The sequence below is a fragment of the Bacillus sp. AFS015802 genome (genome assembly GCF_002561455.1).
In the GTDB taxonomy this organism is placed as follows: domain Bacteria; phylum Bacillota; class Bacilli; order Bacillales; family Bacillaceae_B; genus Rossellomorea.
This window is the reverse complement of the sequence record NZ_NTUP01000011.1, coordinates 1-22,404: the sequence shown is the minus strand read 5'-3', so window position 1 is coordinate 22,404 and position 22,404 is coordinate 1. Positions and strand designations below refer to the sequence as shown.

Below are 22,404 nucleotides of genomic sequence, written 5' to 3'. Positions count from 1 at the left end.
TAAGGTCACGGACGTCATTGCCCTCTGCCGCCTAAATGGCGATAATATCATGTGGGTTAACATTCAGTAGAACCTCATTTTGTCCGGCTGCCTATAGGTAAGGAGTTAGCCCTTCAGGGAAACAAGCACCTCGGACATATCGGTCAGATATTCATCCAGCTCCAACAAATCGTGGAAGCTTGACACCTTTGATTTTTCCAGGAAATCAAGGGAATAGTTAGAAATGAGTCTGCCGCCTACGAGTATTTCAACTTCTTTATGATGAGATCTGATCTCTCCGATGCACTCTTTTAACCTGGTCAGTTCTGTCGTCATACCGATGGAGATCCCAACGGCGTGAGGTTCCCATGCACTGATGAAGGCGAGGGCGTCCTTGACAGGGACATTGGAACCCAGGTAGCGGGTATTCCATTGCTTTTCTTTGAATACTTCGTTCGCAAGCTCGAGCCCAAGGCTGTGATGTTCACCCTCTATACAGAATAAAAGGGCTTTCGGATGGTTTTCAAAAGCCTCCTGATGGGTAAAAACAGTAGCAAGCAAATATTTAAGGGTAGCAGTGGCCAGATGCTCATCTGCAACGGTAATTTGATTTTTCTCCCAAAGGTCACCTATTCTATACATAGAAGGTTTAATGATTTTCTCGTAAAAAGTAAAGTTATCTATTTTTGAGTGAATGGAAGTGGAATGCAATTCCAATAGTGAATGCACGTCACCCTCTAGAATAGACTTGGTGAAAGCCTTTACCAGTTGATTCATTTACGATCACTCCTAGCAAAAATACCATTTAATATATTCTATAGATTTAATCGAAAATCCTTCTGTACGTTTCAATCTATAATTGGATTGACTTTCCCGAAATTCTTATTTAATATTACCTCTATACCAACAAGTGTCACTCAGCTAACTGAGAGAGGTTCATAGCATTAACCCTCTATAAAAAACTATGGTTCTATGAATCTGACTTGGCCTAGTCTGTGCCAAGTTATCCTTTAAGCGTAACAGGATTCAACATATTTTGCAATTTACCTGCCTGTTCCGTCGATTCTAAGGCTAATGCTATGTCCTCCTTCATTCGGGTCACTATGAAGAGGAGGATTTTTTACATGTCTGGACGTAAAGACGAAGATTTAACAGATTTATCATTATTAGGGAATCAAGGGACAAATTACTTGTTCGAGTATGCCCCACATATCTTGGAAGCATTCGACAATAAGCACCCGAACCGGGATTATTTCGTGAAATTCAATTGTCCCGAATTCACAAGCCTTTGCCCGAAAACAGGTCAGCCGGACTTCGCGACCATCTACATCAGCTATATACCAGGTGAAAAGATGGTGGAGAGCAAATCACTCAAGCTTTATTTGTTCAGTTTCCGCAATCATGGAGACTTCCACGAAGACTGCATGAACATCATCATGAATGACCTGATTGAGCTGATGGACCCGCGCTACATCGAAGTATGGGGGAAATTCACCCCGCGTGGCGGAATCAGTATCGATCCATACTGCAACTACGGAAGGCCGGGTACGAAATATGAAACGATGGCCGACCACCGCTTGATGAATCATGATTTGTATCCGGAGAAGATTGATAATCGATAAGATGGAAGGACGATTCCTGAATGGGATCGTCCTTTTTTTGCCGTTGGCGAGGGATTTGTTGGAGATAATTGTTAATCGGCTGTATTATGAGTGAAACCGGCCGGATTTTGGCCCGAACCGGTTGGATTATCAGAGCAATCGGCTCTATTTTCCAACAAAACGGCTGGATTATAAGAGATCACGGCTGGTTTATCCATTTGACTGTAAAGAACACTCCCCCTCAAACCTCATCCCCACCCTCATCACATCTGGAAACCCTTCCAATTTTCACAATTATTAAACCTTATTTTTTTAACCGGATTCCCTTTACAAAGGGTCTTGATGGGCTTTATAATCCCGTTGTTCAACTTTTTACGGAAAACCAAAAAAATCTTAAAGAAAAAGGAGGTTGCGGTGATGCGACAAAGAATATTTTCCTTCTTAATGATGAATCTCGGAGCATTTCTTGTTTCGGTGAATGTCCATTTTTTCTTATCGCCTAATAATTTAGCGACAGGGGGAGTCAGTGGATTGTCGATCATCATGAACGATCTGTTTCCGGGATTGTCTCTTGGATTGTTCATGATTATCATCAATGTCATTCTATTTATCGTCGGTGTGATTTTTCTCGGCTTTAATTTCGGTGCGAAAACCATTTATGCTAGTTTCGCCCTTTCATTCTATGTTTGGTTATTAGAGCGATTCGCCCCGATGAGTGCGCCATTAAGTGATGATATCCTGATTCAATTGATCATCGGTCAATGCATTGCCGCAACCGGGATGGCCATCGTGTTCAACCAGCAGGCATCAACGGGTGGAACGGATATCATCGCCCTGATCTTTAATAAATATTTCAATATAGATGTCGGCAGGGGCGTATTGCTGGCTGACTTATCGATCGCCCTGTCGTCGGCCGTCCTGTTCGGCCCTCAAGTCGGAATGTATGCATTCTTCGGTGTCATCCTGAACGGACTGGTCATCGATTATGCCCTGCAGCAATTCAACTCTAATAAAGAAATTGTCATCATCAGCAGGTACAGTGATGAAATCAAGTCCTATATCGTTCACGAGCTTGGAAAAGGAGCCACGATCCATACAGCAACGGGAGCGTTCACGTCCGATGAGAAGGAAGTCATCACGACGATCCTGGGGCGCAAGGACTTCTCCAAGCTGAAAGGCTTCATCACCCAGATCGATAACCGGGCGTTCATCACCGTTCATACCATGAACGAAATCCTTGGTCAAAACTTCAAACGATTAGCATAGCAGAGAGGCTCCACCTTTATAGAGAAGGTGGAGTTTTTTATGTTTCTTTATTAAGCGTGTGCCGATTCTTTTGAAGAAATTGGTAGTTGATTTCCGCTCCCCACCCGGCGCCCCGGCAGAAATTAATCCCCCACATTCTAAAAAATAAAGGAAAATATTCCATCTTTCCTGTATAAATAAATGTAAGGGGGTGGAGTGATGGAGAAGGAAGAGTTTGAGCGATTAGAGAGAAAAATCAGCTACTTGGAAAAAGAGCTTTATCTTGTCAAAAGGCAATTGATTCAGGCGAAGAGCGAAAGTGACTCACCCGTCATACAAAAAGCAGAGGTCTATACGGAAATTGAAAAACAGGAACCTGCGGAAACAACGGAGCCTTTCATTGAAAAAGAGCCATATGACTTCTCAGTGGAGCGCTGGCTGCCGAAAGTATTCCTGTTTGTTCTATTAATAGGCAGTATATGGGGCTTCATGGCGGCTTCCCAAAACGGATGGGTGACACCTGGGTTGAGGGTGTTGACCGGTGCCTTGATCAGTATCGTGATGTACGCACTTGGGGAGAGGTACAGCCGGGATCAGCGCAAACTATCCCTTACACTCTTGTCAGGAAGCATTGTCCTTGCGATCATTACATTATTTTCAGCTAACATCCTTTACGGGTATATAGGGGGACTCACGACAAATCTGTTATTAATCATCATCATTTCCGTCGGTCTGTGGGCATCTCACAAGCACAGTTCCCAATTGATCCTGTGCCTGATCGGGTCAGGAGCGTATCTGTTTCCGTTTATTTTCGCAGGGGACGAACGGAATGAATGGCTGTTTTACGGATACGAATTGGTGCTGTTCTTTGTGTTGATGACGTTCAGCACGTTGAAGAGGTACCGGATTGCATGGAATATTCATTATTATTTACTGTATTTCTCCCTGTTTTTCTTTGCGGCCTTTGGAGTGGGCGAGATCACGTTAACCGTCCTGATTCCTTTTGCGGTTCAGCACGCGTATATCCTATTGCTGATCGTCCTTAACCGGGATGAACGGGTGAACGCCGAAATGATCCCGGCCCTCGTGACAGGTTGTTTCATCCTTCTTGGACTTTTGAATGATATTTATGTCAGCATACCACTCATGTATTATGTGGTATTCGCATCCGTTTATATCGGTGTATCATGTATTGAACCGAAGGAAAAGAAACGAACGAAGGATGTCCTGCTCGTCCTCGGATTCCTTCATGTTCTTTTGCTCCTGCTTGAACTGTTCGAATACGATTGGCGCTTCGTCCTCGTTGCCATCCAGGCGAATGCCCTTTTATGGCTTGCGGGAAGAAGGGAGAGCTATACCGGTCTTGCCGGCTCCATGTTGTTGATCATCTTCTCATTCCTGGGTGTGGCCGTCGGGTCATCGGATGATTTCTTTACGATTGAAGTCCCGATTTTCATCCTGGCTTTCGGTTATGTTTATGTATTTTCCCATTACAACCGACAGGCATCTTCTTTCCTGAATGTGTCGACGACCTTCATGAAAGTTGTGTTAACCGGGCTGGTGCTGTCCTTTGTGTTCCGTTTTACAGATTATATTGTCATCGGCTGGGAGTACACACCGCGGACGACCGCCTTCACCGTCGCCATTGCGGCTCTTTCCATCGGCTATCTCATTTATGGGGAAAGCAGGAAGGATGTGTTCTACCGCTGGGTGGGAATCAGCTTTTTAGCTCTTGCCCTGGTGAAATTCTTCCTGGCAGATCTTGTGTTCCTGGATTTCACGATCCGTGCCATGATCCTGATTCCGATTGGGGTGATCGGGCTTATCCTATCAAGGATCTTATATAAAAAGAAATAAACACATTGCAAATGCTTTCAGAATAATTATATAATGATGATATAAACTAACGTGTAAGAATGAAGGAGGTGGAATTGAGATGAATCGTTCTGTAGGATTGCGTGGAAAGTATTTAGACTATATTTACATTTGCCGTGCAATTTTTCATGCGTTTGCATTCAAGGGGACACGTATGCCCTTTTTTAGCAAATGAATATGAATACTGAACGGTAAGAGGTCTCAATTCCAATCACTTTTTTATAAAGAATTCGGAAAGAGGGGGCGTTTTCGCTCTCTTTTTTTGCGCCTTCTTTTATACAAAAGGGGGAAGTGCGGTACAATCGCATTTCAAACAGCCATGGGAGAGCCTTCTGCTTCCTCATGGCTTTTTTGTGATCTAAAACGGAACCTCTTACCTTAAAATAGATGAACGAAAGGAAGAGGAACATGATACTATGCAGCGCACAGGAATTAAGCAAGATGTTTGGAGGACATGTAATATTTGAGGATTTATCCTTTGAAATACCGGAAGGAGCCCGGATCGGCCTTGTCGGAAGGAACGGTACGGGGAAGACGACGATTTTTAAATTATTATCTGGTGTGGAAGCAGCCGATAAAGGTCTTGTTCATTTGAAAAAGGGAGCCAAGGTAGGCTATCTTGCGCAAATCCCCCACTATCCTGAAGGGACAAAAGGAATCGATGTATTACGGTCTGCTTTTTCTGATTTGATCAAGACAGGTGAAAGGTTAAAGCAGTTAGAAATCGAAATGGGGACGGAGCATGAACCGGACATCCTCAATCGTTTATTGGAGGAATACGGCAGAATGCAGGATCAATTCACTCTTGCCGGGGGATATGAAATAGAGTCCTCTATTTCTAAAATCGTGAACGGCCTGGACATCAGTGAACTGGTGGAGAAAGATTTCAATGACTGCAGCGGAGGGGAACAGACGAAGCTTTGTCTCGGACTCATCCTCCTGCAGAAGCCTGATCTTTTGCTTCTGGACGAACCGACGAATCACCTCGATATCGGCGCAGTCGAATGGCTGGAGGACTTTTTGAAGGAGTATGAGGGAACGGTCCTGTGCATTTCCCATGACCGTTATTTCCTCGATAACGTCATTACCAAGGTATATGACCTAGAGGACGGGGAGCTGACGATCTATCATACGAACTACTCCGGTTTTGTGAAGGAAAAGGAAGAGCGCCTGATGATCGAATTTCAGGCTTATCAGGAGCAGCAGAAGAAAATAAAGAAAATGAAAGAGGCCATCAAGCGGTTAAAAGAATGGGCGAACCAGGCCAACCCGCCGAATGAAGCCCTTCACAAGCGGGCCCGGAATATGGAAAGGGCCTTGGAGCGGATGGAAAAGATCAAGCGTCCAATCCTCGACCGCAGGAAGATGGGTCTGGAATTTGAAGAAAGTGATCGAAGCGGGAAAATCGTGTTCTCCATGGACACTGTTTCGAAATCTTATGGGGAAAAGACATTATTTGAAAATGCCAACCTTACTGTTCATTTTAAGGATCGCACGGCAATCGTCGGTCAGAATGGGACCGGGAAATCGACCATCATCAAGATGCTTCTTGGGGAAGAGTCCTCGGATACAGGCGCGGTGAAGATCGGAAGCAATGTGAAGCTCGGCTACCTTTCCCAGCACTTCACCACGGCTGACCCGACCGTGCGTTTGATTGATGCATTCAGGGATGAGGTGGCCGTCACTGAAGGGGATGCCCGTCATATCCTCGCCCGATTCCTGTTTTATGGCCCGAATGTATTCCGGAAGGTGGGACAGCTGAGCGGTGGGGAGAAAATGAGGCTCCGCCTTGCAGTGCTCATGCATCAGGACATCAACTTCCTTGTGCTGGATGAGCCGACGAACCATCTGGATATCGATTCACGGGAAGTGCTGGAGGATGCCCTGGAGGACTTTAAAGGCACGATCCTTGCCGTCTCCCATGACCGGTATTTTTTAAATAAGCTGTTCAAAAAAACGTATTGGATCCATCAGGAAGAGATTTATTTCTTTGACGGTCCATACAGCTGGGCGAAGGAAAAACTTCCGGAAATCGCCCCGGAGGAACCTGTCATAAAAGGGGTAAAGGAAACACCGCTTAAACGGGCAGAGGAGAAGCCGTCCCTTACAGTGGAGGAGATTGAAGCAGGGCTTGAACGGTTGGAAGAAGAGCTCTTTGTCATTGAAGAAAAACTTCTTTCCGGGGAAGACCTGGATGTCCTGCAGGGGCTGTACAAGGAAAAAGAACAGAAGGAAATGGAACGAAACAAAATGTATCGGGAGCTGGAAGAATTATTGGCATAAAAGAAGGGGGATGACGATAGAAGTCATCTCCCTTCCGTTTTATCAGAAAACATTCGTATAATGAAAGAAAAGAGAGGATGAGGAACGATGTTGACGAAAGAAGTGATCATCATTGGAGGAGGACTGTCAGGCATCATGGCGGCAAGGACCCTGATTGAAAAGGGGGTAGAAGACATCCTGATCCTGGAGAAGAGCCGAAGTGTCGGTGGCAGGCTCGCCACAAGGCGGATCGGGGAAGGGAAAGCCGATCACGGTGCCCAGTTCTTCACGGTCCGGTCCCGGGAGCTTGAAAGGGATGTGGAAATATGGCTGAAATCGGGTTGGGTAAAACGCTGGTTCGGAGACCCCTACCCCCGGTACACATCCCCAACCGGAATGAACTCTTTGGCAAAGCGCCTGGCAGAAGGCATCCCCGTAAAACTCAACACAAAAGTATCTTCCATACGTGAAGGGAGGGACGGACCCCTGGAAGTGGAACTGGAAAGTGGGGAGAGGATCCTTGCAAACCATTGTGTGGTGACGGCCCCCGTACCTCAAGGTTTATCCCTGCTTGAGGGCATGACCCCGCCCCAGTTATCCCATATTTCCTTTGCCCCCTGCTTTGTGGGCTTATTCACCCTCGACGGGAACAGCAGCATTCCCTCACCGGGTCATCTGGATGAGAATCTGCCTGACGGGGTGGAGAGGGTCGTGGACCACCGTAAGAAGGGCATTTCTCCGTCTGTCACCGTCAGCGTGTATATGACGGGGGACTGGTCGAAGCGGAACGACCGTACGGAGGAGCATGAGATATTGGCTGAGATCCGGCTGGTGGCCGAACGTTATCTTGAAAAGGGAAGCGAGGTCAGGGGAGCCCAATTGAAAAGATGGAGATATGCGGAAGCGGAGGGGGTGATCAGCAAGCCTTTTGTTGAAACCGGTCATGATCACCGGATCACGTTATGTGGTGATGCCTTCCTGCGGGAAAATGATGAAGCAGGAAGGACACGCTTTGAAAGTGCGTATTTATCAGGGATTTCAGCCGGGGAAAGGATCGCCGGGAAATGCAAGGGATTTTGATCCGTTCGCATAACGACAGGATCCCGGACAAACACTACTAAGAGTTACATAAATTCGACGATAAGCAGGGGAATTTTCATGAATATACAATTAATCAAGGCAACTCCAGATGAGCTCGATACGATCATGGATGTATATATCCGATGTAAAAATGACCTCGATGAAAAGGGACTGCTGCAGTGGAATGATGAATACCCAAGCAGGGAGTACTTTGACGAAGAGATGGGAAGCGGGAACCTCTACGTCCTGATGGTGGACGGGGAAGTGGCGGGCTCCGCGACCCTCAATGAATGGCAGTCACCGGAATGGAGAGAGATTCCGTGGAAGCTTGATAACGAATGGGTGATCCACGCCCTGTTTCTTGATCCCCTGCAGCAGGGAAAAGGACTCGGCACGGCGTTTATGGAAAAGTGTGAAGAACTGGCCGGGGAAAAAGGATATGGGAGCATCAGGCTGGACGCCTACTCCAGAAACACGGGTGCAAAAGCGCTTTATGAGAAAATGGGGTATGAGTATCGCGGATCGGTCTATTTTACCTCGAAACCTCCAGGTCACCAGGAATACAGATGCTATGAAAAAACCGTAACTCTCTAGAATTCAAGGGTTGTTCAAATGTACCAAGGAAAATGATATGGGAAAAATGGTATACTTAAAGGTACAGTATGCGCTGAATAAGAGAGCAGGGAAGCGATTATATTGACACCGATTATGGATGAGGCAAGTGCCTTCATACAACAATGTTATCAGGAATTGAATAAAAGCGAAGCAGAGATCGGGACTCGCTTACAACAAATAAAGGATGAACTCGATACAGAGGGAACCTATACCCATACAACAGAAGAACTAATCTTTGGCGCAAAGCTGGCCTGGAGGAACAGCAACCGCTGCATCGGCCGCCTGTTCTGGAATTCGTTGAACGTATTTGATGAGAGGGAAGCGGAGACCGAGGAGGAGGTGTTCCAGGCCCTCGACCGCCATTTGGACTTTGCGTCGAATGGAGGCCGGATCCGACCGGCGATTACGGTTTTCAGACCATCACAACCCGGCAGACCGGACATTCGCCTATGGAATCATCAACTGATCCGGTATGCGGGATATGTGGAAGACGGCCGGTACAAGGGAGATCCCCATTCCGTTGAATTCACCCGTAAATGCCAGGAGCTTGGCTGGAAGGGGGAAGGGACGGACTTTGATGTGCTTCCCTTCGTCGTGCAAATCGGGGATCAGCCTCCAGAGCTGAGGGAATTGAAGACCGGACTGACTCTCGAGGTGCCCCTCCGTCATCCGGAGTTCGATTGGTTCGCGGATCTCGGATTAAGGTGGTACGGCGTCCCGATCATTTCCGACATGGAACTGAAGATCGGAGGGATTTCGTACAAGGCGGCACCGTTTAACGGATGGTATATGGAAACGGAAATCGGTGCACGGAATCTTGCCGATGAGAACCGCTACAATCTTCTTCCGAAAGTGGCCAGCTGCATGGGACTCGATGCATCCAGGGCGGCAACATTGTGGAAGGATAAGGCCTTGATCGAATTGAACATCGCCGTTCTCCATTCGTTCAAAGAAATGGGAGTAAGCATCGTCGATCATCATACGGCGGCTCAGCAATTCCGTCTATTCGAAGAAAATGAGAAAAATGCCGATCGCAATGTGACCGGGGACTGGACATGGTTGATCCCGCCGGTGTCACCGGCGACAACACATATTTTCCATAAAGAATATGATAACACGTGGAAGTCGACCAATTACTTTTATCAAGATAAACCATACTAAGAAAAGCTGTTTTCTGTTTTATGCAGAGAACAGCTTTTTTGCATACCTAAAAAGTAAACGGCGGCCGCTTGGAAACTTCATAATATTGAAACCAGAACCTGAACTCGTCGAATAAAACAGGCTTATCGAACGTGAAGTTCTCAAAGAAGTCCTCGAGCAGTTCAGCGTCGGCATCATCCATGATCCCAGTGACATAAAGGGGAGTCTTAAACCGCTTATATAAATCCTCGTAACCATAGAAGCTGAATAGATCTTCCAATTGCTCCTCGTTCATGGTATCACCTTCCTTACTAGTAGGATTTCTTGTTTCTTCTAAAATTATCCATAAAAAAACAGCAGCGGAGGGTGTCCGAGCTGTTTTTAGTCAGGATTCAAGTTCAGTATAGACGACCAGGCGCTTGCTGTAATTCCTGGCAGAGCGGTCAAAGTCACCGGTACAGGTGATAAGATTAAGGGAGCTTGCAGGGGAGTATCCAAAGATGGTCTTAAGGGGAGCATCATCCCAAGGATATTCTTTCTTCTCTCTGACAACAAAGGTCCTCTTTTCACCTTCTTTATTTTTGACGATGATTTTGTCACCTTTGGAAAGCTTGTTCAGCTTATAAAAAACGGCGGGACCATTCCGGCTGTCCACATGCCCTCCGATGACCGCGTTGCCGGGTTCACCTGGCTTGTATCCACCCTGGTACCAAGCCGTCGTCTCAAAGCTTTCTGTCACGGCCATTTCTCCATTTTCCTTCAAACCGACCGCTTCTACAGATGTAGAGACATCAATGGCAGGAATCTCGATCGTCGCAGGTATGATCCCGCTTCGCTCATCTTTAATGATGGTATCGGCAAACGGAGAAGGGGAGGTGGTGGTAGTCGCCATCTGGGTTGCTGGCTTTTCCTGGTTCCCGGGCGTTTTCGCCGTTTCTTCTGTAGAATTTGAACTAATTCCGGCAGAACAGGCAGAAATGGGCAATAGTACAAGCACAAGCAGTACAACCCTCATAGTATACATTATGTGAAGCCACTCCTTTCATCTTCACACTGGGGGACGGACCTGATGCAGGTCCGTCCCTCTCATGTTAAAGATTATTGTTTGTGTGAAGCGTATTTTTTCATTCCAAGGGTTGTTCCGCCTGCAATGATCAACAGGGCTGCAAGCAGGAATTCGAATGGAAATCCGTTTTCAGTATCAGCGGTACCGCCCATACCCGTATTAGGCATTTCTGAAGGCATGTTGGCTTTGAACTTGTCAGGGAATTGATCAACGAAAGCTCCCGATAATCCTTTAGCAGGGTTCAGCATGTGCTCATACGCCATGCGGATTTCATCCCAAGCCTTTTCATAGTCACCTGCCACGTAGCTGTCGAAAGCACCAGTCAGTTGTTCCACGTGCATTTGAAGACCTTCTGCGAGTGCGTCGGATTTCAAACGTCCGTCTGTCGCTGTTTCAAGGAATTTTGAAAATTCAGCACGGTATCCATCAAGATTCTTGATTGCTTCTTCTTTTGCGGCTTCATCTTCTGCACCCGTTGCCTTTACATAGTCCACGAAGAATCCGATATGTCTTGACCACATATCCTTGAACTGGTTCCCTGCCTCTTCACCATATACAGAAGCGATGGCTGCAGAAAGATCTTCCGTGTTCGCATTCAGGGCATTAACGGAAGCGTCAAAGTCTTTTGAACCGTCGATCCCGTTCTGCATCGCCATTGTCGCAAGGGCGGCGTGCTCTGTTAGCAGGTGGTTAAGGGTGGAACGTAAGTCCGTTGCAGGTGTCACGGCCATCGTATTTTCGAACTTGTCCGGATATTGATCGGTGATGGCACTGGATAGTCCTTTGGCTACCATTCCCATATGATCGATTGCCTCACGCTCGTATTCGTAAGCCTTTTCATAGTCTCCGGCAACATAACTATCAAATGCGCCGATCAACTGGTTGATGTGCATTTGAAGTCCTTCTGCCAAACTATCGGATTTCAAACGTTCACCAGTAGCAGTCTCAAGGAAATTCGAGAATTCTTCTTTGTATCCTGCCAGGTTCTCCAGGGCTTTATCTTTCGCTGCCTGGTCGTTTGCACCCGTTGCCTTTACATAATCAACGAAGAATCCGATATGATTCGTCCAGATCGTGTTGAACTGGTTCCCGGCTTCTTCACCATATACAGAAGCGATTGCGCCTTTTAAGTCGGCTGCGTTATCATTTAAAGCACCAGCTGCTGCATCGAAATCTTCAGCGCCTTCTGCTCCGCGTCTCATTGCCTCAACGGCCAAGTATGCGTGCTCAGTCAGTAAGTGATCCAGTGTGGTTCTTAATTCTCCAGCCGGTGTATCCACTTTGGCATCATGGGAATGATCTTCCCCGTTGTGTGCCGAAACGGTACCTGCAGTCGGGATAAGTAATGTCATGCTCAATGGGACGGCTAAATAACTTTTTTTCATTTTCATAAGTAACTCTCTCCTTTTGGTTTTTTATATTTTCATAAAGCTAACGACAGAAGTTTTGATACGGATCACTTTTTTTAAAACTTTTTTTAATTCTTTTTTTCAGGAAGAACGAAAGTTTGAAGGATAAAGGGATTTTGACTCTTCCTCTGTGACCTTTTAAAAGAGTGAAGGTTTTGTATAATTATTGTACAACTTCTGTTACATAGGACTATGTTCCCTGGTTTGAAACTCCTAAACATTTGGATTGGCATTTTTCTCCTTTTAAAACAGGTACGAACTAAAAAAACGCCCGTCAGTCCTGGACTGACGGGCAAAATGTTGAATGAAACTTTTTTTAAATTTCGGAAGCTAACACGATGTCTCCCTGGGGAAGCCGGCTATTGGCATCCGGTTCAAGGGTGATGGCCACCGTATCCCAATCTTTCTTGGTGAATTCTTCATTAAACTTAAATACAACAGAGCCTTTCCCATCTTTACTTGTCACAAATGTACCGGCACGCTCAGGCTTATCATCCTTTATAAGCCACACCTGATACACTTCTTCATCAGAGAGTTCCTGGAGTTCAGAAGCCTGGACCACCATGCTCGTCTGCGTGCCCTGTTTGATGATGCTGGCGGTTCCCTTGGCGTTGCCATTAACAGCGGCGAGATCGACATACTGTACGACCTGATCGATCGTTGCTTGTTCCACGACTTCATTTTGATCCTCAAGCTGAGTAAATAGATACGCATTGCCAATTAAGGAAAGGGCCAATGCTGCCGCGACAGAAGGAAGGAACCACGATTTTTTCTTCTTCGTTATTTTAGGCGGCTCTGTGAAAGCAGGTTTCTCATCACCCAGAATATGAGTGAAAACACGGTTCTCAAGGTCTTTTGGAGGCTCTATAACATCTGATGCAAAAGGCAAATAGTCCATTAGCTGCTCCAGCTCATGAAGTTCTTCCTGACACTGGGGGCAGCTCTTTAGGTGTTTTTCAAATTGAGCTTTCTCGAGTTCAGATAAATGACCGTTGTAGTAATCCAGTAAGAGATCGCATTGTGGTGAAGTCATTCGAATGTACCTCCTTTCCCTTTGAGACACGTGTGTAAATGTTTGAGTGCTAAACGGATCCTTCCTTTAACGGTTCCAAGTGGAGTGTCTGTCGATTCGGCAATGGATTGTTGAGTCAATCCTTTGAAATAGAATAATTGTACGATTTTTTGCTGGTCGTCTTTTAATGATTGGATACACTCTCTGATCGCGGTCCCTTTTTCTTTCCACTCTAATTGATCCGCTGGAGTTTCATAGGTGACCTGAAGGGAGTCTTTCTCTATATATTCGACAGTCTCATGTTTCTTGCGTCTGCGTATCGCATCAAGGCACGTGTTTCTCGTCATCGTCAACAGCCATGATGAAAACTTTCCTTTACTGTGATCATAAGGAGCGTGCTTCTTCCAAAGCTTCATGAAGACCTCCTGGATCACTTCCTCTGCAATCTCACGGTCTCCAGTCATTTTATATGAAAATGAATAGATCAGTTTTTCATATTGCTGATAAAGCTGCCGTAATGCAGTTGAATCTTTTGCCAAAACTTGTTGATACAAATCTATATCCTGACGATCATTGGGCATAATACGCTCCTTATCTTTGACATATAAAATAAGGATACTAAACAACGGGGTGGAACTCAATTTTAAAAAGCTAACGAGAGGAATAAGAATTTGGATCACAAATGTTTGAAAAAATTGTTATTGGGGTAAATAGATGGGTTTGGTGTGGGAAATAAAAATATCCCCCAAATGAATGGGGGATAGAATCGTCTTATTTTACTTTTTGCAATTTGTGAATCACGGATAGGGAGCGTCCTGTCCCGATGGCCACTGACTCCAATGGATTTGGAGCTAAGTGAACCGGTACGACGATCTCCTGGCTCAACCAATCTTGGAGCCCGTTTAATAGTGCTCCGCCACCTGTCAGGATGACACCGCGGTCCACAATGTCCCCACTTAATTCAGGAGGGCAATTTTCCAATGTGGCACGGATGGTTTCCAGGATATGAAGAAGGGATTCTTTCAATGCATCCTGAATTTCGTTTGATGAAAGTTCAATCGTTTTCGGAAGACCCGTCACCAGGTCACGTCCGCGAATATCCATCGTTCTTTCCTCATGGTCGATGAGGGCTTGACCTACTTCAATTTTCACAAGTTCAGCCGTTCTTTCACCGATCAGTAGATTGTAGCGTTTACGCACGTATTGAACGATATCTTCATCCATTTGATCTCCACCGATTCGGATCGTGTTACAGGAAACAACGCCACCGTAAGAGATGATGGCCACTTCCGTCGTTCCACCGCCTATATCCACGATGACGTTGGCAACAGGCTCGCCTACAGGCAGGTCAGCACCGATTGCAGCAGCGACAGGTTCTTCGATAAGGGTCACGGATTTTGCACCGCTTCCCCGCACCGCATCCTGAATCGCTCTTCTCTCGACACTTGTCGCGCCGGATGGAGTACATACAACAACCGTGGGCTTGCGAATAGAAAATCCAAGTTTCTTGCTCGCTTTTTTCATCACTTGCTTTAACATTTCAGTAGTCACGTCAAAGTCGGCAATCACACCGTCTTTAAGAGGGCGGACAGCCACAATCTTACCAGGTGTTTTCCCGATCATGCTCTTGGCTTCGGTTCCAACAGCCAATACCGTTTTGTTTTCAGTGTCGATGGCCACAACAGATGGCTCGTTAAGTATAATTCCTTTATTTTTACTGTAAACTAGTATATTTGCAGTTCCTAAATCGATCCCAATTTCAGAGTTTGATAACATCAGTATTCCTCCAACTATAAGAATTCTAGACAGTATAACCTTCTATACAGTATAACCTTCTATACAGTATAGGAGATTTTCGGGGGTTATGTAGGTGGAGATATTTACCACCGACAAAATGTTACAAACTGTGACAGACATGAAAGCGCTGCTCAAAAAATTAAAACTCTCTATAGAGCCCTTTTAAATACCTGTGTGCGTATATAGGGGCGGACCTCTTCCTTTTGTTCGTTAAAAAAATTTAAACGTTCTGTAATAATAAAAGGGGTTATTTTGACTAGTATTCAGATGGACAGTAGGGTAATGGGGTGAGGTTACTGGCGGAAAGTGGAAGAACAGCAGTGAATGGAAGGGACCCGGACCAGCGAAACACTTATACTTTTAGAAATATAAAAAGAGAATGCCTCCTCACAAGGCATCCTCTCATTCTACTAAAGCGTAAACCGCTCCAATTCTTTCTTCATTTCCATCGTCATTTTATTCAATTCGCCAACCTGCTCATTCATTCGTTCAAAGTAACGGAGCTGTTCCTCCGTGGAAGAAGAAATTTCTTCGGTACCCGCGGCGGTTTCTTCCGTGATGGCTGAAATGTTTTCGATGGCGGCAATCACCTGGTTTGTCCGCTGGGAAGATGCAAGCATCCCTGTCTCAAGCTTGGAAAGATTATCATATATAGTAGAGACATTGCCGGAAATCTCTGCAAAAGCCTGTTCTGTCACGGTCATGGAATCTACCTGCCGGGTAGAAAGGGTCTTTCCTTTTTGGGAAGCTTCCATGATGGACTGAATTCCATGTTTAATGTTACCGACCATGCTGCTTATGCGTTCTGTGGCAATAGAAGAGTCCTCCGCTAACTTTCGCACTTCCTGGGCAACGACTGCGAAACCCTTCCCGGCATCGCCGGCACGTGCGGCTTCGATGGCGGCATTCAAGGCAAGAAGGTTGGTTTGATCGGCGATTTCCCTGACCGCTCGTGCGGCGTCTTCGATTTCCCCGGTATATTGGGCGAAGGATTCGACGGAATCCATGATGGAGGTGGAAGAATCGGCGATCATCCCGGCAAATTCCTGCTGCTTCGTTAAGGAAGTTCGGCCGTTTCCAACAGAGGTCAATGCGACTTTACTGCTCTCGGAAGATTGTGCACTTTGTTCGACATTTTGAGCGAAGTCATCGCCCATGACAGCCATAAGGGCAGCGGTCGATTGGATATCTTCAGAAATCGATTGACTTCCTTTGGCAAGTTCCTCCGTGGAAAGGGCAACCTGGTTGCTGCTTTCCGTGAGACTTGTCATCTGCGTGCGTACATCCCGTGTGAATGTCTCGACCTTACTACCGATGTCATGGACGGATTGAACCGTACTCCGCAGATTTTCTACCATATGAAGAAAGGCAGTTTGAAGCTTATCGACTTCGAATCGGCTGTTTTTCTCTTTAACGGAGTCGATGGTAATCGTTAAATCTCCATGGGCCATCTTTTCAGCATGATCCACCATTCGGTTCAACGGCTTGACGATTCTCCTGGTGAGGAGGTTCGATGCTGTAAGAGAAAGGAGGATGGTCACGATAAACCCGATGATCGACGCCCAGACGATAAACTGGATTTGAGTTTTATTTTCTTTCAATAAACCTTCATACCATTCGCTTGTTTGTTTATTCAATAAATACATATCGTTCAGAATCCCGGAAATCCGGATGGACTGCCGTTTGATCTCCGCTTTGTCCATATCACTGAGAGCGGTATCTGCCGCGGACTTCAGATCGGTGAATTTAGACTCTATGGAAGAAAGGGTCTGCTTTTGATTACTCACTGAAATGAGTTTGTTCAATTCGGTTATCTGAGTGGAGGTTTGCTTCAACAGATTTTCGACCATCTGCTTATTTTCATCTGATGAGTTGACCGAGTAATTCGACAGAGCTTGTTTTGTTACAATGAGATCCCCTCTTAAGGTTTCTGTCTCCAGAAGCACCTGCACATCTTCCTTTGCCGAGTTCTGCAGTGAAATCAATTGTGAGACGATGTAACCAATGATAATGGTGGAAAGGAAAAGGGGGATCAGCCCCAAAATCAGTAAACGTTTTTTTAATGCCATGAGATCGATTGCTCCTTAGGTAGAATTATTGCATGTTAACCGTGATATCCCCGGAGATGATTTTTTCTTTTGCGTCTTCGAGTTTTTTTGATTCATCCGGGGAAAGACTGATGACACGAATGGGGGCAAGTCCGACACCGTCTTCTTTCAACCCGAGTTCATATGCGTGCTCAGGGATCTTCCCACTGTTCGTCAGCTCTTTTGTTATGTTAAAGACAGCATTATCCACTTTTTTGACCATGGAAGTGACAACGGATTTTTCGGCAATGAAATATTGATCCGAATCTACACCGCCTGATAAGGCACCTGCTTTCTGGGCAGCCTGGATGGCCCCGACCCCCGTGAATCCGGCAGCAGGATAAAGGAAATCCGCCCCTTGCTTCATCTGTTTCTCTGCAATGGTCTTCCCTAATTCGGCATCACCAAAATTGTTTGCCGTATCTTTGATGATCTTAATGGAAGGATTGATATATTTAGCGCCCTGTTCATACCCTTTTTCGAAGCGCTGTATGACAGGAACATCTGCCCCACTGATGAACCCGACCGTACCGGTTTTGGATTTCATCGCGGCTACCATACCCAGAAGGAAGCTCCCTTCATGTTCTTTGAATGTAATCGATGTAATGTTATCAAGTTCAGAAAATCCGTCGATTAATAGAAATTTCTGATCGGGGTTCTCTGCAGCGATTTTTTCAAGGGCATCCTGGATTGAAAACCCGAGTCCGATGACAAGTTCATGATCCTGATCGACAAGTTCCTGAAGGGCTCCTTCGAAATCCCCGTCCGGCGCTTCTCTATAATCAAATAAAATCCCCAATTCTTCACGTGCACGTTCGAGCCCCCTGAACGCGGAATCATTAAAGGAACCATCCCCAAGACCCGTATCGGAGAGAAGGATACCGATACTTTGCTGTTTTTCTTTGCTGGTTTCATTCGTCATGGGCGTAGAGCATCCTGCCATCATAAGCATGACAAGAAGAAACATACTGACTATTTTTTTCAAACCGTAACCTCCAAAAATAAAAAATGATAAGACACTTCACATGTCCGTACCTCTCTAATATCGGAGGGACGGACCTATTTTGAAGTGTAAAAGGAAAAAAGAGTGGAGGGAGTGGACCAATGTTTCATTTTTATCGAGGGACAAATGGACACAAAAAAAGAGATGCCCATAACAAGCATCTCCATACAAACTAATACGCCTTACGGAAAAATTCCGCCAGCTCTTCACTATGTTTTTTGCGTGCTTTACGGTGTTCGGCACGATTTTGGGCTGTTTCGTTCAGCCATTTCTCTTCTTCTGTTTCCGGTACGACTTCAGGGATGATCGCCGGCTTGTTTCCTTCCAGTGCCACAAAGGTTAAGAAGGATATCGCAGCCACATTGGTTTCTCCTGTCAGCAGGACCTCCGAGGTCACTTTCACGCAAATTTCCATGGAACTGCGCCCGGTATAAGTGACCATCGCTTCTAATGTAACCGCATCTCCGACTTTAATGGGCTGAAGAAAATCGACGGAATCCGTGGAAGCCGTTACAACGGGCTTGCGGGCATGACGGGTGGCGGCAATGGATGCCACGTCGTCTATATAGGCCATCAGTTTTCCACCGAACAGCGTACCGTGATGGTTCGTATCAGGCGGAAGAACATGGGTCGTTTTACTGGTTTTCGTTTCTTTCATAGTCTTTTTTTCTCTCAATGGTTTCACCTTCCGTTGTCAATGTGAAAAAAGATTACTACCTTATACTATTCACTAAAGTGCTCGGGAAGAAACATAAAAGACGCAAAAAATTATAGAAATATACTAATGATGATGGCCGTGATAAAGCTTGCGAGTGTTCCTGCAAGGATGGCCTTCAAGCTTAGTTTAGACACCATCGGTCGTTGCGTCGGTTCTAATGAACCCAGTCCGACGATCAGCTGTCCGATGGAAGACAGGTTGGCGAAATTACAAAGGGCAACAGAAAGGATCGCCACGGTCTTGGGTGAAAGCTCGCTCATCATTCCAGATAGCTCTTTGTATGCCACAAACTCATTCACAGACAGCTTCGTCCCGATGATGGAGGCGGCACGGAATGCTTCATCCATCGGGATACCGACGAGTAAAGCAAGTGGATAAAATACGTAGCCGAATACGGTTGAAAGGCTCGTGTCCACTAATCCAAGGAGCCCATTCACGGCGGCCAGGATCCCGATGAATGCGATCAACAGCCCGCCAATATTAATGGCTAATTGCGTTCCGCTCAGGGCGCCTTCAGAAATCGCTTCAAACACGTTCGTATGAGTGGTTTTTCCTAATGAAATGTCTCCATTTGTTTGTGATTCTTCCGTTTCCGGCTCGATGATCTTCGAGATGACAAGGGAGACGATGGGAACACTGAATACAGATAGAAGTAGGAATTTCATATCGATCCCCATCAACGAGTATCCAATCAGGATGGCACCGCTCGCTGAAGCCGTACCCCCGACCATGACGGCAAAAAGCTCTGAACGGGTCAGTTTCACTAAGTAAGGCTTGATCAATAAAGGAGCTTCGGCCAAACCGAGGAACGAATTCCCGATTGCATTAAAGGATTCGACCTTCGTCGTACCAAGAATTTTCCCTAATCCAATCCCGATGTATTTCACAAAGAACGGAATGATGCGCAGGTAGTAAAGGGCAGAGATCAAGGCAGAAATAAAGATGATGGCGCCTAACACATTGATGGCGAAGACGAATGAGATGTTCGTCCCTTTTTCGAAGAATCCTCCGAATACAAACATGATTCCTTCATTGCTATAATCAATGACCTTCTGGACACCAAGTGCCGCTTTCTTCAGGACAGTCTGTCCAAAAGGAACCTTCAAAACAAAGAGAACGAGCAGAAACTCAAGACAGATGCCGATGAGGATCGTCCTCCATTGAATGGCCGAGCGGTTGCTGCTCAACAACCACGCAAGAAATAAAACGCCAAGTAAAGATAAGATGCCGTAGACTAAACTCACAATACCAATCCTCCAAAAATGATTTCTCCATCGAATCCTTTAGGGTAATGTCGTATGATGTCAGACTTCTCAAAAAAACAAATAAAAAAGTGCATGAAGACATTCTCTAATAAACATAGGGAAAGTCTCCATACACATAGCATATAGAAAAGACTTTCCTTATAGTCCGGCACTTTACGGCTGCCAGGTAGAGACTTATGGTCCATATCACCATAGATATATAAGGAATTCGTATGAAGTTATTTTTAAAATATGTTCTCTACTTTATCACAGGATGAAAGCTATCCACAACCGTTTTTTTGAAAGAATCCGTTGGAAAAACGTGGCGGTTCTTTTTTACTATTTTTAACAGAATCTCAAACATAATAGTTTACTAGAATAACTTTCAGGGAACAGTCTCAGTACTTAATATGAAGGGAAGAGGATCGATGTTTGAGAATGGTTTATTGTTTACACTTTTGTCCTGCGTGTTTTTCATGGGATTGGTTGCGTGGGTTTCATACATAAAAACAAAGGGATCGCTGAATGATTCCACAGGTTATTTTTTGGCAGGGAGAGGGCTGACAGGGACATTCATCGCCGGGTCACTGCTACTCACAAACTTATCGGCTGAGCAGCTGGTCGGACTGAATGGGCAGGCCTTCCGTGCGAATCTCTCGAATATGGCGTGGGAAGTGACGGCTGCATTCGCCATCATCATCATGGCCCTGTATTTGCTTCCGAAATATTTGGGGAGAAGCTTCACGACATTGCCGGAGTTTCTGAATCAGCGGTATGACAAGGGGGTCCGTCAATATACGACGATTCTCTTTATGCTTGGTTATGTGTTTGTAACGATTCCTTCGATGCTGTACTCCGGGGCCCTTGCTGTCTTGAAATTATTCGATGTCCCCGCACTGCTCGGAATTTCTTACACACAATCGATTTGGATGATCGTGTGGACGATCGGGATCATCGGCAGTATCTATGCTATTTTTGGAGGATTGAAAGCTGTGGCGATCTCCGATACGTTAAATGGTATCGGTCTGTTGATCATTGGGATCCTCGTTCCGATCTTAGGGTTTTATGCCTTGGGGGAAGGCAGCTTCTTATCCGGTGTGAAAGAAATTGCCACCAAAAATCCGGAAAAGTTGAATTCCATTGGATCGGCCTCTGATTCCGTTCCTTTTTCAACCATCTTTACCGGTTTGCTCTTTGCGAATTTATTCTACTGGGCCTCCAATCAATATGTGATCCAACGTACCCTTGGGGCGAAGAATCTGGCGGAAGGGCAGAAAGGGGTCATCATTTCCGGTTTTTATAAACTGCTGGTCCCTTTTATGATGATGCTCCCGGGAGTCATTGCCTTTCATCTGTATGGCGATTCCCTGAAGAGCGTAGACTTAGCCTATCCGGCTTTGATCAACGCCGTGCTTCCTTCATACCTGACAGGCTTTTTCCTGGCTGTGCTGCTTGGGGCGGTATTAAGCTCCTTTAATTCATTACTGAACAGTGCAGCAACGCTATTTGCCCTTGATATATACAAGCCTCAGTTCAACCCGGATGTGAGCGATCAGAAATTGATCACAATCAGTAAATGGTTCGGGGCGCTTCTGGCCGTTGTATCCATGTGTGTATCCCCGTTATTGATCAATGCGACGGACGGGCTATGGGATCTGATCAGACGATTCACGGGCTTCTTTAACATCCCGATCATCGTGGTCCTCTTAGTCGGCGTATTTTCAAAGCGGATTCCGGCAGTAGCTGCGAAAACGGTCATTATCCTTCATGTCATCACGTATTATATGCTGGTGTGGGGGACAGGTCATCTCTTCGGATTTACGATCGACATCAACTTCATTCACATCTACGGAATTCTGTTCGTGGCAGAAGTGTTCCTGATGCTTGCGATCGGCTGGTGGAAACCGATGAAGAAACCGTACGAATACCGTTATAATCCAAAGGTGGACATGATGCCATGGAAATACAGCATCCCGCTGTCGATCGTATTGATGGCTTCAGTCGTCCTGACGTATTTCATCTTTTCACCGATCGGCCTTGCATACGAGTCAGGTGTCATTTCACCTTATTTCTGGCCCGCCACTGCAGGACTGGTGCTTGCTACTGCCCTCCTTATTCTCTGGTCACTGAAAAGCTGGAACCAGAAATACAGAGCCTACCTGCTCAAAAACAAAACATACAAACTGAACCGGACCAAAAAATACACCATGCAACAAAACCTGAACCCAATCTACTCGACCAAATTGCTGAAATAAAAAACTATCATGAGTT

The 22,404-nt window shown here is 45.8% G+C and carries 20 protein-coding genes and 1 riboswitch; of the genes, 9 read left to right on the top strand and 11 right to left on the bottom strand.

The genetic code is table 11. The features are described 5' to 3' along the window. Positions 1-105: 105 nt before the first annotated feature. Entirely contained in the window at positions 106-756 is a 651-nt protein-coding gene (locus tag CN378_RS06780; protein ID WP_098351144.1) for a cobalamin B12-binding domain-containing protein, read from the bottom strand. Between the two features lie 347 nt (positions 757-1,103). On the opposite strand from CN378_RS06780, the gene queF reads away from it, so the two are divergent. The 8 genes from queF to CN378_RS06740 all read left to right on the top strand — a co-directional run bounded on the left by queF (position 1,104) and on the right by CN378_RS06740 (position 9,818). Next, positions 1,104-1,601: a preQ(1) synthase gene (gene queF / locus CN378_RS06775; protein WP_098351143.1), complete on the top strand. Its 498-nt coding sequence runs from the start codon at positions 1,104-1,106 to the stop codon at positions 1,599-1,601. 396 nt (positions 1,602-1,997) lie between these two features. Next, the gene (locus CN378_RS06770; protein ID WP_098351142.1) at positions 1,998-2,846 is read left to right on the top strand and encodes a YitT family protein; all 849 of its coding nucleotides are present in this window, start codon (positions 1,998-2,000) and stop codon (positions 2,844-2,846) included. Between the two features lie 198 nt (positions 2,847-3,044). Next, the gene (locus CN378_RS06765; RefSeq protein WP_098351141.1) at positions 3,045-4,682 is read left to right on the top strand and encodes a DUF2339 domain-containing protein; all 1,638 of its coding nucleotides are present in this window, start codon (positions 3,045-3,047) and stop codon (positions 4,680-4,682) included. Positions 4,683-4,761: 79 nt separating this feature from the next. Then, the gene (locus tag CN378_RS23070; protein ID WP_098351140.1) at positions 4,762-4,875 is read left to right on the top strand and encodes an RAxF-45 family protein; all 114 of its coding nucleotides are present in this window, start codon (positions 4,762-4,764) and stop codon (positions 4,873-4,875) included. A 233-nt stretch (positions 4,876-5,108) separates the two neighbouring features. Then, a complete protein-coding gene (gene abc-f, locus CN378_RS06755; RefSeq protein ID WP_098351139.1) occupies positions 5,109-6,983 on the top strand; it encodes a ribosomal protection-like ABC-F family protein in 1,875 nt (624 codons plus the stop codon). A gap of 87 nt (positions 6,984-7,070) precedes the next feature. Next, a complete protein-coding gene (locus tag CN378_RS06750; RefSeq protein ID WP_098351138.1) occupies positions 7,071-8,042 on the top strand; it encodes an NAD(P)/FAD-dependent oxidoreductase in 972 nt (323 codons plus the stop codon). A gap of 78 nt (positions 8,043-8,120) precedes the next feature. Further along, on the top strand, positions 8,121-8,636 hold the full coding sequence (locus tag CN378_RS06745; RefSeq protein WP_098351137.1) for a GNAT family N-acetyltransferase: 516 nt from the start codon (positions 8,121-8,123) through the stop codon (positions 8,634-8,636). 114 nt (positions 8,637-8,750) lie between these two features. Beyond that, a complete protein-coding gene (locus CN378_RS06740; protein ID WP_098351330.1) occupies positions 8,751-9,818 on the top strand; it encodes a nitric oxide synthase oxygenase in 1,068 nt (355 codons plus the stop codon). A 46-nt stretch (positions 9,819-9,864) separates the two neighbouring features. Here the strand turns inward: CN378_RS06740 and CN378_RS06735 are convergent, their stop codons facing one another. The 10 genes from CN378_RS06735 to CN378_RS06690 all read right to left on the bottom strand — a co-directional run bounded on the left by CN378_RS06735 (position 9,865) and on the right by CN378_RS06690 (position 20,133). Then, positions 9,865-10,092 carry a hypothetical protein gene (locus tag CN378_RS06735; protein ID WP_098351136.1) on the bottom strand — a complete coding sequence of 76 codons (228 nt, stop codon included), beginning with the start codon at positions 10,090-10,092 and terminating at the stop codon, positions 9,865-9,867. A gap of 90 nt (positions 10,093-10,182) precedes the next feature. Beyond that, the gene (locus CN378_RS06730; RefSeq protein ID WP_257141041.1) at positions 10,183-10,821 is read right to left on the bottom strand and encodes a class F sortase; all 639 of its coding nucleotides are present in this window, start codon (positions 10,819-10,821) and stop codon (positions 10,183-10,185) included. Positions 10,822-10,895: 74 nt separating this feature from the next. Continuing rightward, positions 10,896-12,254 carry a copper amine oxidase gene (locus CN378_RS06725; RefSeq protein WP_098351135.1) on the bottom strand — a complete coding sequence of 453 codons (1,359 nt, stop codon included), beginning with the start codon at positions 12,252-12,254 and terminating at the stop codon, positions 10,896-10,898. Positions 12,255-12,588: 334 nt separating this feature from the next. Beyond that, positions 12,589-13,305 (bottom strand): anti-sigma factor, encoded by a 717-nt coding sequence (locus CN378_RS06720; protein WP_098351328.1) that lies wholly within the window; start codon positions 13,303-13,305, stop codon positions 12,589-12,591. Next, positions 13,302-13,865 carry an RNA polymerase sigma factor gene (locus tag CN378_RS06715; protein WP_098351134.1) on the bottom strand — a complete coding sequence of 188 codons (564 nt, stop codon included), beginning with the start codon at positions 13,863-13,865 and terminating at the stop codon, positions 13,302-13,304. Before CN378_RS06715 ends, CN378_RS06720 begins: the two co-directional genes overlap by 4 nt. A gap of 190 nt (positions 13,866-14,055) precedes the next feature. Next, the gene (gene mreBH, locus CN378_RS06710) at positions 14,056-15,060 is read right to left on the bottom strand and encodes a rod-share determining protein MreBH (RefSeq protein ID WP_034761217.1); all 1,005 of its coding nucleotides are present in this window, start codon (positions 15,058-15,060) and stop codon (positions 14,056-14,058) included. Between the two features lie 431 nt (positions 15,061-15,491). Next, positions 15,492-17,150 carry a methyl-accepting chemotaxis protein gene (locus tag CN378_RS06705; protein WP_098351133.1) on the bottom strand — a complete coding sequence of 553 codons (1,659 nt, stop codon included), beginning with the start codon at positions 17,148-17,150 and terminating at the stop codon, positions 15,492-15,494. Positions 17,151-17,175: 25 nt separating this feature from the next. Continuing rightward, on the bottom strand, positions 17,176-18,153 hold the full coding sequence (locus CN378_RS06700) for a BMP family ABC transporter substrate-binding protein (RefSeq protein WP_098351132.1): 978 nt from the start codon (positions 18,151-18,153) through the stop codon (positions 17,176-17,178). 190 nt (positions 18,154-18,343) lie between these two features. Continuing rightward, complete coding sequence (locus CN378_RS06695) at positions 18,344-18,847, bottom strand: acyl-CoA thioesterase (RefSeq protein WP_034761222.1); 504 nt, start codon at positions 18,845-18,847, stop codon at positions 18,344-18,346. Between the two features lie 92 nt (positions 18,848-18,939). Continuing rightward, positions 18,940-20,133 carry a NupC/NupG family nucleoside CNT transporter gene (locus tag CN378_RS06690; protein WP_098351131.1) on the bottom strand — a complete coding sequence of 398 codons (1,194 nt, stop codon included), beginning with the start codon at positions 20,131-20,133 and terminating at the stop codon, positions 18,940-18,942. Positions 20,134-20,275: 142 nt separating this feature from the next. Continuing rightward, a riboswitch (purine riboswitch) is annotated at positions 20,276-20,377 on the bottom strand. Between the two features lie 184 nt (positions 20,378-20,561). On the opposite strand from CN378_RS06690, the gene CN378_RS06685 reads away from it, so the two are divergent. Beyond that, on the top strand, positions 20,562-22,388 hold the full coding sequence (locus CN378_RS06685; RefSeq protein ID WP_098351130.1) for a solute:sodium symporter family transporter: 1,827 nt from the start codon (positions 20,562-20,564) through the stop codon (positions 22,386-22,388). Positions 22,389-22,404 lie beyond the last annotated feature (16 nt).